The organism is Galbibacter orientalis DSM 19592, from assembly GCF_000260115.1.
Taxonomy (GTDB): Bacteria; Bacteroidota; Bacteroidia; order Flavobacteriales; family Flavobacteriaceae; genus Galbibacter; species Galbibacter orientalis.
Genome location: NZ_JH651380.1, coordinates 300,974 through 318,155, shown reverse-complemented (window position 1 = coordinate 318,155; position 17,182 = coordinate 300,974). Strand labels below are relative to the sequence as shown.

Sequence of the window (17,182 nt, the reverse complement as noted above, 5' to 3'; positions counted from 1 at the left end):
TAGAGGAATTTATAATACCTCCACAAAAGGAGCTGAACAAATCAAAGGCTTTTAAAGGGTATTGACTTGTTACTTAATTATATAATGACATAAAAATCAATCGTTTAACTTAAATTTATTCATGTGAAAACATATACAAGAATAGAAGTGGCAACTAAAATGAAAGAAACTGGTTTAGTACCACTTTTCTATCATGAAGATGTAGCTATTGTAAAACAAGTTGTAAAAGCTTGTTATGATGGAGGTGCCCGCTTATTTGAGTTTACTGCTAGAGGAGCTTTTGCCCATGAAGTATTTTCAGAATTAATTAAATTTTGTGCTAAAGAATGTCCAGATTTAATTCTCGGTGTAGGTTCTGTAACAGATGCGGCAGCCGCTTCTTTATATATGCAAATGGGCGCTCAATTTATTGTAACCCCGGTACTTAGAGAAGATATTGCCCTTGTGTGCAATCGTAGAAAAGTATTATGGTCGCCAGGTTGTGCTACCCTTACAGAAATTGCAAAAGCAGAAGAACTTGGTTGTGAAGTAGTAAAATTATTCCCTGGTGGAATTTACGGACCAAAATTTGTTAAAGCAATAAAAGGCCCTTGTCCATGGACAAGCATTATGCCTACAGGTGGTGTTTCTCCAACTAAGGAAAACCTTAGTGAGTGGTTTAAAGCAGGCGTAACCTGTGTAGGAATGGGATCTCAACTTATTTCAAAGGAAATTATAGCAAATAAAGATTATAACCTTTTAAAAGAAACAGTAGCAAATGCCCTACAAATTATAAAAAAACTTAAATAAACGCTCTTTTGGTAAGTCCATAAGGGATTAAGAATAACCAACCAAAACTTAACATATTTTAAAAAAGAGCTTTAGTAAACTACCTCGGGGCAAGCCCTTGAGGCAAGTTCTCGAGGTATACAAACACAACAACCTTAATTCATTTCGATGCAGAGCCCTTCGACAAACTCAGGGCATGCTTCGGAGAATTAAGCCCTCTGTGAGGGATTAAAATATAATTAATAATACATGAAAGCTACCTTAAAAATCTCCCTAACACTGCTTACTTTTTTGATTTGCATTTCTTGCAATCAAATTAGTTCTCACAAAACCATTAAGCTAGCGCATGGTTTGGATGTAAACCATTCCGTACACAAAGCGATGCTCCAAATGGGAAAAGACTTAGAAGAAATTTCTGGCGGAAAAATGAATATCAAGATTTATCCCAATCAGCAATTAGGTTCTGAACGAGAATGTTTAGAACTTCTGCAAATTGGTAGTTTAGATATGACAAAAGTTTCTGTTGGAGTTTTAGAAAATTTTGCTCCTAAAATGAAGGTTTTAGGACTTCCATTTCTATTTAAAAGCAAACAACATTCTTTCAATGTTTTGGATGGTCCAATTGGAAAATCGCTCCTTAATGAAGGAACTCAATTTTGGCTCAAAGGCCTTTGTTATTACGATGCTGGAAGTCGTAGTTTCTACACTAAAGAAAGACCCGTAAATTCTCCTTCAGATTTAGAAGGAATGAAAATTCGAGTTATGGAAAGCGCAACTGCTATGAATATGGTTCGTAGTTTAGGAGGCTCACCTACTCCAATTTCATGGGGAGAATTATACACATCATTACAACAAGGCGTTGTAGATGGAGCAGAAAACAATCCTCCAAGCTTCTATTTATCAAAACATTACGAAGTGTGTAAATACTATTCTTTGGACGAGCATACTGTATTACCAGATGTTTTGGTAGTAGGAACCCATTTATGGAATAGTTTGAATGAACAAGAACAAGAATGGCTTCAAGAAGCAGCCGATAGATCTGTTGTAAATCAGCGTAAACTATGGGCTAAGTCGGAGAAAGAAGCTTTGGAAGCTGTGCAAAAAGAAGGCGTTGAAGTAATCTATCCTGATAAAGAGCCATTTGCAGAAGAAGTTCAAAGTATATATGACGCATATAAAAGCAATAAAGAAATGTATTCCCTAATCCAAGAAATTAGAAACACTAAATAAAATGAATTTTAGAAAGAAAGTAGACTTCGTTTTAAGTAGAGCATTAGTTTTTATAATGAGCCTGATGGTAATTAATGTTTTATGGCAAGTTTTCACACGCTATGTTACTGGTACTCCTAGCTCTTTTACAGACGAATTGGCACGATACTTAATGATTTGGGTTGGTATTTTAGGAGCAGCTTATGTATCTGGAAGAAATATGCATGTTGCCATTGATGTACTTCCTTCAAAATCTAGCGCAAAAACTCAAAAGAAATTAGCAGTAATTGTGAATGCACTCATCATTATATTTTCATTATTAGCTTTTGTTATCGGAGGTATCCGACTTGTATATATCAGCTACATTTTGGGTCAGCATTCTCCTGCTTTAAATATGCCGCTCTTTGCAGTATATCTAGTTATTCCTATTAGCGGATTGCTTATTATTTATTACAAAACCTCAGATATTTTAAAGAAATAATTATTATGGAATATATCCCAGTTCTCGTATTAGTCATAAGTTTTATATGCCTTTTAGCAATTGGTACTCCAGTTGCTTGGAGTATTACCATTTCATCCTTATTAACCATGCTGGTAACCATTCCAGCTATGCCAGCTTTTACCACTGTTTCGCAACGAATGGCTACTGGTCTCGATAGCTTTGCTCTCCTTGCCATTCCGTTTTTTGTCCTCTCTGGAGAGCTCATGAATAAAGGAGGAATAGCCCATCGACTCATTGCATTTGCTAAAACATTGGTAGGATCATTTCCTGGCGGACTAGCATTAATAAATGTAATTGCTGCAATGCTAATGGGAGCTATTGCTGGTTCTGCAATGGCATCTGCATCTGCTATGGGAAGTATTTTAGGACCTGAAATGGAAAAAGAAGGCTATTCAAAAGAATTTGGAGTAGCAGTAAATATTACCTCGGCAACAACTGGACTAATAATCCCTCCAAGTAATGTGCTTATTGTTTACTCGCTAGCTAGTGGTGGAGTTTCTATTGCCGCCCTATTTTTAGCAGGATACATTCCTGGTATTTTAACAGGTTTATTCTTAATGATAGTAGCCGCTATTTGGGCAAAAAAGAAAAAATATAATGTAGGAAAGAGAAGTACATTAAAACAAGTTTTTAGCACTTTTATAGATGCTGTTCCTAGCTTGCTTTTGTTAGTTATAGTTATTGGAGGTATTGTAATTGGAATTTTTACAGCTACAGAAGCTTCTGCAATTGCTGTTTTATACACCCTTATTCTAGGATTTATATACAGAGAGATTTCCTTTAAAAACCTCCCCGAAGTATTGCTTAATTCTGCTTCAACCACAGCTATTGTAATGCTTTTAATTGGCGCTTCTATGAGTATGTCTTGGGTAATGTCTTATGAGAATATTCCTCAAAATATAAGTAGCTTGCTTTTAGGATTAAGCGACAATCCTATTGTTATCTTATTAATTATAAATCTACTCTTACTTTTTGTAGGAATCTTTATGGATATGACGCCAGCAGTGCTCATCTTTACGCCTATCTTTTTACCTGTAGTAACTAAGCTTGGAATGGATCCAGTTCAATTCGGAATTATTATGGTTCTTAATTTATGTATTGGACTTTGTACCCCACCCGTTGGCTCAGTCCTCTTTGTAGGAGTTGGAGTAGCCAAAACGAGTATTCAAAAAGTAATAAAACCATTAATCCCTCTATTTCTAGCTATGATATTCGCCTTATTTTTGGTGACATATTTTCCACAACTTACATTGTGGTTACCTAGTTTGTTTGGGTTTTAATATATACTCTTGAAATTTATATAGTTTTTTTATAGCTATCTAAAAAGTAATTTATAGTTGTCAAAACAGAGCTTGTCAAAGTAGTGTCAAACTGAGCTTGTCAAAATAGTTGTCAAACTGAGCTTGTCGAAGTTTCTCTTAATGTTAGAAACTTCGACAAGCTCAGAACAACACTTACAGTTTAGGTACTTTTAAAAAAACTCTTATATAAAAACTTTGAAAATAAAAAAATAAGGTTCTTACCTTTTTTTTAAAATCGAATGTAATCGATTACCTTTGTTTCAGTGTTGTTTAAAATCAACTACCTCCGGGCAAGCCCACAAGGTATTCAAAGGAAACAAATTTAATTAATTTCGACGCAGAGGGTCGGGAATCAGACCCACTATGAGGGATTAAAGGTTTAAGATTTTAGAACAAAAGAAGAACGTATGCTAAATCCGTTAAGAAAACACAATAAAAAATGAAAAATCTAAACAGAGAAAATACAAATTTGAAAGATACTCCCCCTATAAAAATTATACAATTTGGAGAGGGAAACTTTTTAAGAGCTTTTGTAGATTATGCAATCCAAGCGCTTAATAACTCGGCCAATTTTAATGCGGGAGTAGCTGTTGTACAACCTATAGACAGAGGTTTAATCTCACTTTTAAATGATCAAGATGGTCTTTATACATTATTCATGAAAGGAATATATAAAGGCGAAGAAATACAAGAAAAAGAACTTATTAGCAGTATTGTAAAAGGAATTAATCCTTATTCTGATTATGACCAATACAAAGCATTGGCCAAAGAAGAAGAACTCTCTTTTATTATCTCTAATACTACAGAAGCTGGAATTTCTTACAACGAGACTGACACGCCAAATATGCAGCCTCCCTCCTCATTTCCTGCTAAATTAACCATTCTTTTATATGAAAGATATAAGCATTTTAATGGTGCTTCTGATAAAGGATTAACAATCATTCCATGTGAATTGATTAATTACAACGCAGATAATTTAAAGAAAATCATCTTAAAGTATTGTGGTGATTGGAAACTTGAAGACGGCTTTAAAGACTGGTTATTAAACAGTAATAGTTTCCATAACACCTTGGTAGACCGTATCGTTCCTGGTTATCCAAAAGATGAAATTGAAGATTATAACCAACAGCTATCTTACAAAGACAACCTCATTGTTACCGCAGAAAAATTCTTTTTATGGGTTATAGAAGGGAATGATGAGTTGAGAGCAAAACTTCCATTTGATAAAACAGATTTGAATGTTTTAGTGGTTAAAGATATGCAACCTTATCGTACACGTAAAGTTAGAATTTTAAATGGTGCACATACGGTTATGGTTCCATTTTCTCTTCTCTACGGAAATGAAACGGTAAAAGAAACTATTGATACAGATTTTACAGGAAACTTTGTTAAAGACACTGTTTTTAACGAAATTATTCAAACGCTAGAACTCGACAAACAAGAATTAGAAACTTTTGCAAATGAAGTTTTTGATAGGTTTAGAAATCCGTTTATAAAACATCAACTCTCTAGTATTGCTTTAAATTCTGTTTCTAAATTTAAAGTTCGAGTGCTGCCTAGTTTATTAGAATACCAAAAAGGAAATAAGACATTACCGCTACATTTAACTTATGCTTTTGCTTGTTTAATACGGTTTTATAAAGGGAGTTGGAACGGAGTTTCGTTACCTGTTCAAGATGACGAAGCTATTGTTGCTACATTTAAAAAAGCATGGGAATTGAACGATTATGCTGAAACAGCAAGTACAATTCTTTCCAATGCATCCTTTTGGGACGAAGACCTTACCCAAATAGAAGGACTAACAACAGCTATTACTCTTGCTTTAGAAAAAATTGATACGAATGGTGTAGAACAAGGATTCAAAAATTTTAAAGCTGAAATTTAAAACCAATTTCGGTTTAAAATACTAAATTGTTTATTATGGAAAAAGAATTAATAAAAGTACATCCTGAAGATAATGTTGCGGTTGCTTTAAAAAATTTAAAAAGTAATACTACCGTTTCATTTGAAGGGGAAGATATTGTTTTAACTACGGATGTAAAAGCCAAACATAAAATTGCACTTACAACACTACATAAAGACGAAAAAATCTATATGTATGGAGTTCTTGTAGGAAGCGCAAGCGAAACAATTGAAAAAGGCGCTGTTATTACAACAGAAAATGTAAAACATAAAACAGAAAAAGTTACTGGTAAAACAGAAACTGTAAACTGGAATATTCCAGATGTAACTAAATGGAAAGACAGAACTTTTAATGGCTACCACAGAGAAGATGGACAAATAGGAACCCGTAATGTTTGGTTATTTTTTCCACTTGTATTCTGTGAAAACAGAAATATTGAAGTTCTAAAAGAAGTTTTCGAAAAGGAACTTTTAAATGAAGATGTAAACAAACATCGTTTATTATTAAGATCTCTTGTTAATCGGGATGGAACAACCGACAATTCAGATATTACTGGAGATACAGTTCCTGTTTTTGATAATATCGATGTAAAATTTATAACCCATCAAGGAGGCTGTGGAGGGATTCGTCAAGATTCAGAAAGTTTATCACAACTTTTGGCTGGTTACGTAAATAACCCCAATGTTGCTGGAGCAACTGTCTTGAGTTTAGGGTGTCAGAATCTACAAATCCAAATTTTAAAAGACGCTTTAAATAAAGTAGCTCCTAACCTAAATAAGCCTGTTTTAATCTACGAGCAGCAGAAAATGGGTACGGTTGAAGAAATGCTTAATACAATTATTAAGGACTCTTTTGCTGAAATAAAAAAGGCAAACCAAATAAAAAGAAAGCCTGCACCACTTTCAAAATTAAAAATTGGATTAGAATGTGGAGGTTCCGATGGATTTTCAGGAATTTCTGCCAACCCTACTTTAGGACAAGTTTCAGATATTATTACTGCATTAAAAGGGACAGCAATCCTTTCTGAATTCCCCGAGTTATGTGGGGTAGAGCAAGAACTTGTTAACCGTTGTGTAGACGAAAAGCAAAGTAGTAGATTTCTTCAATTAATGCAAGATTTTGAAAAATCTGTAGTAGATGCAGGCTCAGGATTTGATATGAATCCTTCTCCTGGAAATATTAAAGACGGACTTATTACCGATGCAATGAAATCTGCTGGGGCAGCAAAAAAAGGAGGCACATCCCCTATAGTAGAAATTTTAGATTACGGGGAATATGTAACTAAATCGGGGCTCAATCTTTTATGTACTCCCGGAAACGACGTGGAAAGTACCACTGCAATGGCTGGTTCTGGTGCCAATATTATATTGTTCACTACTGGTTTAGGTACTCCAACTGGAAATCCTATTACCCCAGTTATTAAAGTAGCTTCAAATAGTGAACTAGCTCTAAAAATGCCAGATATTATTGATATTGATACAGGTGCAATTATCCGCGGAGAAAAATCAATTGAAGAAATGGCCGATGTTCTAATGGAATATATTGTAGACATTGCTAGTGGGAAGAAAACCAAAGCTATGGAATTAAATCAAAACGATTTTATTCCTTGGAAACGAGGTGTTTCTCTTTAATTACAGTAATATTCTAACATTCTTTGTTTTAAGATTTTTTAAATTTTAGCCACAAATTCACGGATATATGATACTTCCCCTCCCTTCAGGAGATTGTTATTAAACGTAGGAAATAAAAATATATTTGTGAATTTAGTGGTAAACCTACATTAAATCTGTTAGAAATAGCTCTACCCCCTAGAATGGTTTAGATAACAACCATGAAACATTAGAAAACTAAAAATAGGTCGAAACCTATCTTCAGTATATTCAAGATAAACTTAAGTTTATTATAATCTCGTTGAGTAAATAAAATATTATTTTTTTGTAGAAGTAGCTCTAATTTTTAAATTGGGAGCTAAAACTACCTTCTTTTCAATTTTAACATTCGATTCTTTTACCTGCTCTAAAAATACCTTTGCCGACATTTTCCCCATTTCAACCGGTAATTGGTCTACAGTACTCATAGAAAGCTCCATAAACTTAGTAAAAGGCTCATTACTAAAACCTATCACACAAAAATCGTCTGGGATTTTAACTCCCATTTTTTTTAATTGCTGAATTGCGCCAAGTGCCACATAATCACTTGAGGAAAATATTGCATCAGGGGGAGTTTCTAAAGTCATCAATTTCTCAACCGATTTATGACCCGCTTTAATATCACTCTTCGTTTTAATAACATAATCTTTATTAAATGTTATTCCGTTATCCAGCAATGCCTGTTTATATCCTTTATATCTATTTTTATAAATCTCTAAAGCCCAGTCTCCAGAAAGGTGTGCTATTTTACTACACCCCTGCTCTATAAGATGTTTAGTAGCATTGTAACCCGCTTGATAATCGTCTATAGTAACCGTACTAACTCCCTTAACATCTTTTTTTCTATCAAAAAATACTAAAGGAACATTTTTATTTAAAACATGTTCAAAATGAGAGGTTTGTGTAGATAATTTAGAAACCGACATTAATATTCCGTCTACTTGCGCGTTTAAAAGTGCATTGATATTATCTATCTCGGCACTCTCTTGTTCATGCGTTTGGCAAATAATAACATGATAGCCCAATGGATATAACTCTTCTTCTATCCCTCTAATAATAGCAGAAAAGAAATTCCTATCAATATAAGGAACCACAACACCTACATTATTACTCTTCCCACTTTTAAGGGCTAATGCTAATTTATTTTGCTTATAATTCATTTTAGCAGCAGTTTCCATTACTAGTTTCCTAGTAGCTGCGCTAATTTTAGGATTATTATTTAATGCTCTTGATACTGTTGCTGCTGTTACATTTAACGCTTTGGCAATATCATAAATGGTAGTTTTCTCGTTCATTAAACTTTTCTTGGCTGTTGAATATTCTACAAATGTAACTAATTTAAAAAAACCTAAATTTCAAAGTGTTATCGATTACAATAACACTACTTTTCTTCAGATTGAATCCTAAAACCTATTGCAAAATAGTAAAAAATACTATAAACCTATTAAAAATTACGGAAAACAGTACTATTATGTTAAAATTCCTATGCTTAAATTGTCAATTTGGTATTTTTTTATATTAAAAATTTGTTTTTTAATAGTTATTGTTTAGATTCGTGCAATCGATTACAAAAATTAATTTTTAATGATTAAAAGTCAACTAACTGTATTTAAGAATTCAATCTAACAATTATTATGAAAACCAAACTATTGTTTAAAACAAAAAATTATTACTTGCTTTCAGTATTATTTATTTGCTGTTTTGCATTTAGTAACTTTAGTTACGGACAACAAAACACTACAATAACAGGTGTTATTACTGAAGCGGAAACTAGCACTCCGCTACCCGGTGTAAATGTTGTTGAAAAAAATACTTCAAACGGAACTACAACAGATTTTGATGGGAACTTTACTTTAAATGTAGCTTCACCAGATGCTGTATTAGTAATTACTTATATAGGTTTTAAGACTCAAGAGTATAGTCTTAATGGAACTTCCAATATAAATATTACTTTAGAACCAGATACGCAATCGTTAGATGAGGTTGTTGTTATTGGTTATGGAACTCAGAAAAAATCTGATTTAACAGGAGCTGTTGGGAGTTTAGATTCTGAATCGCTTACCGAGAGAAGCATGAATAATCCATTGGAAGCATTGCAAGGAAATGTTCCTGGGGTACAAATATCTCCATCTACAGGACGTATTGGAGATGGTTTTGACATTACCATTAGAGGTAAAAACTCTTTAAGCGGAAATACAAATCCGTTATTTGTTGTAGATGGAGTTCCTACAGACAATATAGATTTCTTAAACCCACAAGATATCCAAAGAATGGATATTTTAAAAGATGCATCTTCTACTGCTATTTATGGTTCTAGAGGATCCAATGGTGTTGTTATTGTAACTACAAAAAGTGGTGCAAATGCACCCTCAAATTTTACTGTAACCTTAGATAGTTATATGGGAGTAAAAGATGTTGCAAGACTTCCTGAAATGATGGGTGGGCAAAAATGGTGGTATTATCATCAATCGGCTTACCTAGCAACTGCAAGTAATGGTCCTAACGGATATGTTACCCCTGAGACATTATACGATGCAGTTATTGGAGACGCTAATTCTGAATTAGAAAGAAGAGCTTTAAACAATGAAACCTTTGATTGGTATGACGCTGTATTAAAAACAGGAATTCAACAAAACAATTATGTAAATGTTTCTGGAAGAACAGACGATGGGATGGGATATAACTTAGGAATAGGTGCCCAAAAGGAAACTGGAAATATTCAAAATGAAGAATTAAAAAAGTATACTTTTAAATCTGGATTGGATAAAAAAATAAACGATAAATTTTCAATTGGAGCAAATTTCACTGTCGCTTTAACAGAACAACAAGATGGTAGTGATAATGCCATGCAACAAGCTTTTAGGTTAAATCCATTCTTAGATCCTTATGGCTTGAACGATAATGAATTATTTCCATTACCAGGGAAACTTACCGATGCAAATGGAGATTTTGTTATTAACAAAACAAGTACCTATAATCCACTTTTAGAAATTGCAAACACTACTAATGAAACCAGAAGATGGACAGGGGTTGGAAATGTATACTTTCAGTATAATATTTTAGATTGGTTATCTTTTAAAACTACCTACTCTGCTGGATATTCTAGCTATAGAAACGGGCAAGCCTGGGGTGCTATGACTAGTGTTGGTGTAGATAATAATGACCTCCCTTCAGCAGAAATGAGTAAAGGAGAAAACTTCAATGGAACTTGGGATAATCAATTTAATATTGATTACACTTTCAATGATGCACATACTTTTAACTTCCTTGCATTACAAAGTTTGTATTACAGTAGAACCGAAACTTCTTTCCAAAGTTCTAGAAATATGCCTTTCGACACTGGTTTCTACAATATTGGCTCTGGAGAACAGGGTACATTTAACCTAGGTTCTAATTATTCAAAGCAGACACTTAGCTCTTATGCGTTACGTCTAAACTATTCTTATAAAGATAAGTATTTACTTACGCTTTCTAACAGATGGGATGGTTCTTCCCTCCTATCTCAAGATAAACAATGGGACACTTTCCCTTCTGCAGCTATTGGTTGGAGAGTTAGTGAAGAAGGTTTCTTAAAAGAATCTAATACCGTTTCTAATTTAAAATTAAGAGCTAGTTACGGTTATACTGGAAACAATAATGTTTCTCCTTATTCTACACAAAACAGTTTAGACAGACAATTATACTACGATTTTAACGGAACTTCTGCCAATGGATGGCTTCCTAGCGCTTTAGCTAATAAATCTTTAGGATGGGAAAAAACACGTGAAATGAACTTTGGTATTGACTACGGATTCTTTAACAACCGATTAAATGGTAGTGTTGATGTTTATGACAGATTATCTGATGATTTAATTCTTGAACAAAGACTTCCAATCGAGTCTGGCTGGTCTTCTATCAATGCAAACGTAGCTTCTGTAAAAAATACAGGAGTTGAGGCAAGTTTAACAGGAATACTTATTAATAACCAAAAAGTTACTTGGTCTACCACACTTACCTTCACTAAAAACAATAATTCTATTGAAGAATTATATGGACAAGATGAAGTTGATGATGTTGGAAACGGATGGTTTATTGGGGAAGATATTGATGCTATTTATAATTATGACTTTGACGGGATCTGGCAAGGAGATGAAGTTGCAGAAGCTACATCGTACAACCAAACAGAAGGTCAGGCTAAAGTTAGAGATATTAATAATGATGGTGTAATTGACCCCGCAGACGACCGTATTATTTTAGGAACTCCAAATCCTGATTGGTCAGGAAGTTTATTTACCAAATTAACCGTTGGAAATATCGATTTATCTGCTTCGCTTATTACCAACCAAGGAGTGTATGTTTATAGTCCTTTTCACGCAAATTTTACAAATACAGAAGATCGTGGGCGTCAAAAGTTAGATATCGATTGGTATGTGCCAGAAAATCAAGCTGGTGTTCCTGCTCAAGCTTCAAACAACTATCCACAACCACGTAATATGGGGACATTTTGGAGAAATGATGGCGTAGGGTATTACAGAGATGCTTCTTTTGTTAAAGTGAAAAACATTTCTTTAGGATACACTTTTGGTCAGAATATAATTGAAAAACTAAATATTAAACATTTTAGAATCTACGCAAATGTTTTAAATCCATTTGTATTTACAGATTATGATGGATACGATCCTGAATGGGCTGGAGCTGGTTTAGGAGTAGGACGAGTAAGTAATATTACGTATCAATTAGGAATCAATTTAAAATTTTAATCAATCATGAAAATGAAAAACATATTATTCGGTTTAGCTATTCTAAGCATCACATTATTTTCATGTGATGATTACTTAGAAGAAGATAATCTATCAAATGTAACTGCAGAAAGTTTTTATAATACTGCGGAAGGGTTTGAAACACTTGTAAATGCAAACTATGCACAATTAAAAGATATATATGGTGGTGATGCTTGGTTATTTGCTGCTGGTACAGATTTATATGCGGAAGGGCGTGACCAAGAACCGCCTGGATTAAGTCAATATACACAACTTACTCCTTCTTCTCAAGGAGTTGGGCAATTGTACAGCACTTGCTATAAAGCTATCCAAAGTGCAAATATGGCAATTTATTATAGTGATCTAACAGAACAAACTTCAGACCTTAGTAAGAGAATTGGAGAAGTTAAATATTTAAGAGCCAATGCTTATTTCTTATTAGTTCAAACTTATGGTGGTGTTGGTTTAGTAACAGACTATATTGATAGTCCTGTGCTAACATTCGACAGAAATTCTGCTGAAGAAGTGTACGCTTTTATTATTTCAGAACTAGAACAATCTCTATCTCTTGTTGATGGAAGTTCTTACAACGGAAGAGTAAACAAAAGAGCTGTACAACACTTATTAGCTAAAGTACACTTAACAAGAGCTTATGAAAGTTTTGCCGCTTCAGACGATTTTAGTAAAGCTGCTAGTTATGCAGATGATGCTATAAACGGACAAGCATTATCTATTCCTTTTGAAGAATTGTGGAGACCTGGAAATGAAATGAATGCTGAAACTATTTTTTCTGTACAGTTTAGTGAAGCAGCCAACAGTACTAATCCTACAGGATTAGGAAGTAAGCAACACTACTATTTTAGTTCTTATTTAGGCGGTTCTGAAGTTGCTGGAGACGCTCCATACCGCTCTTATACCCTATGCCCTACTGCATTTGCTGTAGGTTTATTTGAAGAAGGAGATGAGCGTTGGGAAGGAACTTTTATGACAGAGGTTTTTAATAGATATTATGACTATTTTGATGTTGATGACCATAGTGGCTTAACTGTTGCAGAATATTACGCCCCTAAATGGGCTAGCTCTGATGCAGATTTAGCTGCCTATGCAGCAGCAAATCCAGAAGCTACTATTCATCCATATGGAGAGTATGTACCTTCTCAAAATAGAAACTTTGATTACGAAACTATCCCAGTTAAAAAGTTTGACGATCCTAAAGCTCCATTTAGCAGTAATAGATCTAGTACGAGAGATCTTATTTTATCTAGACTAGCAGATACCTATTTAATTGCTGCGGAAGCTTATTTACAATCAAGTCCAGCAACTGCGCTGCAACGTCTTAATGCCGTAAGAGAAAGAGCTAATGCTACTCCTGCAACAGCAGCAGATTTAGATATTGATTATATTTTAGACGAAAGAGCTCGTGAACTTTTAGGAGAATACCACCGTTGGTTTGATCTTAAACGTACAGGGAAATTAGTAGAAAGAGCTTCTATGTATCATTATTTAATTAATGAAGGAAATTTTGCTGGCGCAAATGGAGAATTAAAAATATTAAGACCGATACCACAAGATGCTATTGACTTAAATCAAAATAAAGATTTTCCACAAAACCCTGCATACAATTAATCCACTTTAATAAAGCAACGAAGGTTGTAGTTAGCAATTATGAACTTGGTATCTTTAACGGTTATCAAGTTCATTTTTTTAAAAAATATCACTAATTAATCTTCAGAAAATAAAACTATGAAAGCAACTAAATTTATTATTCCGTTATGCTGTTTAACTCTTACTTTATCATGTAAAAAAGAAGTAGATAAAGAAAAAACAACCTCAGAAACTGTCATTGAAACATCTAAAGAAGATAAAATTACAGGCACATCTTATGCAGAAATTTCTATTGCTCAAGGTGGTAAATGGATAGATGGTTCTAGAAACCATAAAGAATATAGTAATGGAACTTCTTTTAAAAATGTTTCTGAACTAACTGTTCCTAAAGAACATACAGACCATTCTTGGTATATTAGATATGAAGGCCCAGGATGGGAAAGTAATAAAGTTGGTTATAGACTGTATTTAGATTGGAGAAATGCTATCGATATTTTTGGAAAAACTACAGAAGAAATTATTTTACCAAAAGTAGGGCAAGACAATTTTGATTCTTATCACGAAATGAACGATTGGGGAATGGATATCCTAAAAGCTGGGAAATCTATGGGGATTGGTTCTATTGGAAGGTATCTTGATGGAAAGGTTTTGCATTTTGAAAACGTAGATCAAACCAACGCAAAAATTGAGAATACAAATTCCTCTTCTTCTGTTAACATAGATTACAAAGGATGGAAAACTGGAAATGATAAAATTAACCTTCATTCAAAATTAACTATTACCCCCAACCATAGATATACAAAACATGATGTAACTCCCTCTAAAGCAATTGAAGGTATTGCCACAGGAATTGTAAAGTTTGACAACATTGAATTAACTAAAAAGACTTCAGAAAATAAAAAGTGGGCATATATTTCTACTTATGGGGAACAAACATTAGTTCCAGACAAATTGGGTATGGCTCTTTTTTACAAAACTGATGAGGTAGCACAAGCTGTAGAAGGAACAGATGATCATTTATTAGTATTTAAACCTACTACCAATACAATATCTTATTACTTTTTAGGTGCTTGGGAAAAAGAAAAAGACGGGATTACTAATAAAGAAGATTTTACAAATTATATAAACTCCCTATTAGAGCAGCTTAATAAAAATAACCAGTTAAATTAACTCTACCAAAACTATAATATTTTTAAAATGAAAATTAATAAAGTAAGTATATACACACTTTTTTTGGCAACAACATTTACGTTTACAACGAGTTGTAAAGAGCAAAAAAAGGAAAACACCAATGAAGAAACAACTCAGGAATTAGCTGTAGATAGCACAAAAAAATGGTCGGAACGCATGGCGCTTTCCATTATTCATAGAAATCCTGAAGCTTGGCAAATTGATCATGCTAAAAGGCCAAAATGGGATTATGTGCATGGCTTAGTTTCTCTTTCTATGCAGGCTTTGTATAAAGAAACATCTAATGATATTTATTATAATTATGCCAAGCAATATGCTGACGAATTAATAGATAGCACCGGAAAAATAATAAACTATGATTTGCAGAAGTATAACATAGACATGATTAATGCAGGAAAAATCTTATTCGATTTATATGCTAAAACGGAGGATGAAAGATATCGGATTGCTATGGACACCCTTCGTTTACAACTTAAAGGGCAGCCAAGAACAGAGTCTGGTGGGTTTTGGCACAAAAAAAGATATCCAAACCAAATGTGGCTAGATGGTTTATACATGGGAGCTCCTTTTTATGCTGAATACACTACTACTTTTGAAGATGGAAAAGCATTGGATGATATAGCAAAGCAATTTGAACTCATCCAAAAAAATGCCAAAGACAACGAAACAGGCTTGCTGTACCACGGATGGGATGAAAGTAGGGAAATGGAATGGGCTAACAAAAAAACGGGTACTTCTCCAAACTTTTGGTCGCGCTCCTTAGGATGGTATGGAATGGCGCTGGTAGATGTTTTAGATTTCTACCCAGAAGAACATCCAAAGAAAAAAGAACTTATAGAATACCTAAATGAACTAGCAGTTGCTGTTGTTAAAGTTCAAGATAAAACTGGATTATGGTACCAAGTTACAAACATGGGAGACCGAGAAGGAAACTACTTAGAAGCTTCTGGTACTGCCATGCTTACCTATATGCTTGCAAAAGGTGTTAATAAAGGGTATTTACCTAAAAGCTTCCAAAAAAATGCTGATTTAGGGTTTAACGGACTCACAGAAAAACTAATTAAAGTTGATGAGAAAGGTGTTGTTACTATTACAGAAGTTTGTGCTGTTGCTGGCTTGGGTGGGAACCCGTACAGAGATGGCTCTTATGAATATTATATCAACGAAACAAAAAAAGATAACGACCCTAAAGCCACTGGCCCCTTTATATTGGCGGCAATAGAACTAAATAAATAAAATGAAACAACAAATTCATTATACAATTTTACTCTCATTGTTTTTTTGTTTACTATTAAAAGCACACGCATTACCTAAAAATGATGTGTGCTTTTTTAATGATTTTGATATGATTGTTGCTAAAGATGGGAGCGGAGATTACAATTCCATCCAAGAGGCTATAAACAATACAAAATCGTATCCTTATGATAAAATAACAATTTTTGTCAAAAAAGGAGTTTATAATGAGAAAGTAAAGATTTATCAATGGAATCCAAAGGTTACCTTAATTGGAGAAAATAAGGAAAATACCATTATTAGTTTTAACGATTACTTTGACGGAATTAACCTTGGTAGAAATAGTACTTTTCATACTCCTACCCTACAGATTAATGGAAATGACTGTACTATAAAGAACTTAACTATTGAAAATACTGCGGGGGAAGTTGGGCAAGCTATTGCATTAACGGTTAACGCAAATCGTGTTCTCATTGAAAATTGCAATATAAAAGGGAATCAAGATACCGTATTCCTTTCTGGAGAAGGTTTTAAACAATACTTTAAAAACTGTTATATTGAAGGAACCACCGATTTTATCTTCGGACAAGCAACAGCCGTTTTTGAAGACTGTACTATTCACTCAAAATCCGATTCTTATATTACAGCAGCTTCTACAGACAAAAATACTAAATACGGTTTTGTTTTTATTAATTGTAAACTTACTGCAGATAAAGATGTTACTAAGGTTTATCTAGGAAGACCATGGCGAATCTATGCTAAAACTGTTTTTTTAAATTGTACTATGGGAAGCCACATTTTACCTATAAGATGGCACGATTGGAATAAAAATGAGAGTCACAAAAATAGTTTTTATGCTGAATACCAAACAAAAGGAGCTTCGGCTTCCAGTAAAAATCGTGTTAAATGGTCTCATTTATTAACCTCCTCGGAAGCTAAAAACTATACATTAGAAAGCATTTTAAAGGACAGAAACAGTATTCAGCCTTGGTACACTACTAATTAATAAATAATAGAAATTATAATATGAAACATCCATCCAAGTCTAATTTATAGACACACCACTAAATAATTATTTGGAT

General features: G+C 33.7%; 12 protein-coding genes. 11 read left to right on the top strand and 1 reads right to left on the bottom strand.

Annotated features, from left to right (window positions below):
- The first annotated feature begins 123 nt into the window (after window positions 1–123).
- From JOOMADRAFT_RS18645 to JOOMADRAFT_RS18620, 6 genes are all read left to right on the top strand, one after another.
- Window positions 124–789: a bifunctional 4-hydroxy-2-oxoglutarate aldolase/2-dehydro-3-deoxy-phosphogluconate aldolase gene (locus tag JOOMADRAFT_RS18645; protein ID WP_008616174.1), complete on the top strand. Its 666-nt coding sequence runs from the start codon at window positions 124–126 to the stop codon at window positions 787–789.
- Between the two features lie 228 nt (window positions 790–1,017).
- Window positions 1,018–1,998: a TRAP transporter substrate-binding protein gene (locus JOOMADRAFT_RS18640; protein ID WP_008616173.1), complete on the top strand. Its 981-nt coding sequence runs from the start codon at window positions 1,018–1,020 to the stop codon at window positions 1,996–1,998.
- A gap of 1 nt (window position 1,999) precedes the next feature.
- A complete protein-coding gene (locus tag JOOMADRAFT_RS18635) occupies window positions 2,000–2,458 on the top strand; it encodes a TRAP transporter small permease (RefSeq protein WP_008616171.1) in 459 nt (152 codons plus the stop codon).
- Window positions 2,459–2,463: 5 nt separating this feature from the next.
- On the top strand, window positions 2,464–3,759 hold the full coding sequence (locus tag JOOMADRAFT_RS18630; RefSeq protein ID WP_008616169.1) for a TRAP transporter large permease: 1,296 nt from the start codon (window positions 2,464–2,466) through the stop codon (window positions 3,757–3,759).
- 460 nt (window positions 3,760–4,219) lie between these two features.
- Window positions 4,220–5,665, top strand: coding sequence for a tagaturonate reductase (locus tag JOOMADRAFT_RS18625; RefSeq protein WP_008616154.1), 1,446 nt, complete (start codon window positions 4,220–4,222; stop codon window positions 5,663–5,665).
- A gap of 35 nt (window positions 5,666–5,700) precedes the next feature.
- Window positions 5,701–7,314, top strand: a complete 1,614-nt coding sequence (locus tag JOOMADRAFT_RS18620; protein WP_008616152.1) for a UxaA family hydrolase — start codon at window positions 5,701–5,703, stop codon at window positions 7,312–7,314.
- A 296-nt stretch (window positions 7,315–7,610) separates the two neighbouring features.
- Here JOOMADRAFT_RS18620 and JOOMADRAFT_RS18615 read toward each other — a convergent pair whose 3' ends face one another.
- A complete protein-coding gene (locus tag JOOMADRAFT_RS18615; RefSeq protein WP_008616150.1) occupies window positions 7,611–8,627 on the bottom strand; it encodes a LacI family DNA-binding transcriptional regulator in 1,017 nt (338 codons plus the stop codon).
- Window positions 8,628–8,966: 339 nt separating this feature from the next.
- Here JOOMADRAFT_RS18615 and JOOMADRAFT_RS18610 point away from each other — a divergent pair, with 339 nt between their 5' ends.
- The 5 genes from JOOMADRAFT_RS18610 (at window position 8,967) to JOOMADRAFT_RS18590 (ending at window position 17,106) form a co-directional block, all read left to right on the top strand.
- Window positions 8,967–12,071, top strand: coding sequence for a SusC/RagA family TonB-linked outer membrane protein (locus JOOMADRAFT_RS18610; protein WP_008616148.1), 3,105 nt, complete (start codon window positions 8,967–8,969; stop codon window positions 12,069–12,071).
- A gap of 12 nt (window positions 12,072–12,083) precedes the next feature.
- Window positions 12,084–13,697 (top strand): RagB/SusD family nutrient uptake outer membrane protein, encoded by a 1,614-nt coding sequence (locus JOOMADRAFT_RS18605; RefSeq protein ID WP_008616146.1) that lies wholly within the window; start codon window positions 12,084–12,086, stop codon window positions 13,695–13,697.
- Window positions 13,698–13,814: 117 nt separating this feature from the next.
- A complete protein-coding gene (locus JOOMADRAFT_RS18600; protein ID WP_008616144.1) occupies window positions 13,815–14,846 on the top strand; it encodes a DUF4861 family protein in 1,032 nt (343 codons plus the stop codon).
- A 27-nt stretch (window positions 14,847–14,873) separates the two neighbouring features.
- The gene (locus JOOMADRAFT_RS18595; RefSeq protein WP_008616143.1) at window positions 14,874–16,103 is read left to right on the top strand and encodes a glycoside hydrolase family 88/105 protein; all 1,230 of its coding nucleotides are present in this window, start codon (window positions 14,874–14,876) and stop codon (window positions 16,101–16,103) included.
- A gap of 1 nt (window position 16,104) precedes the next feature.
- Window positions 16,105–17,106, top strand: coding sequence for a pectinesterase family protein (locus JOOMADRAFT_RS18590; RefSeq protein WP_008616142.1), 1,002 nt, complete (start codon window positions 16,105–16,107; stop codon window positions 17,104–17,106).
- The last annotated feature ends 76 nt before the right edge of the window (window positions 17,107–17,182 follow it).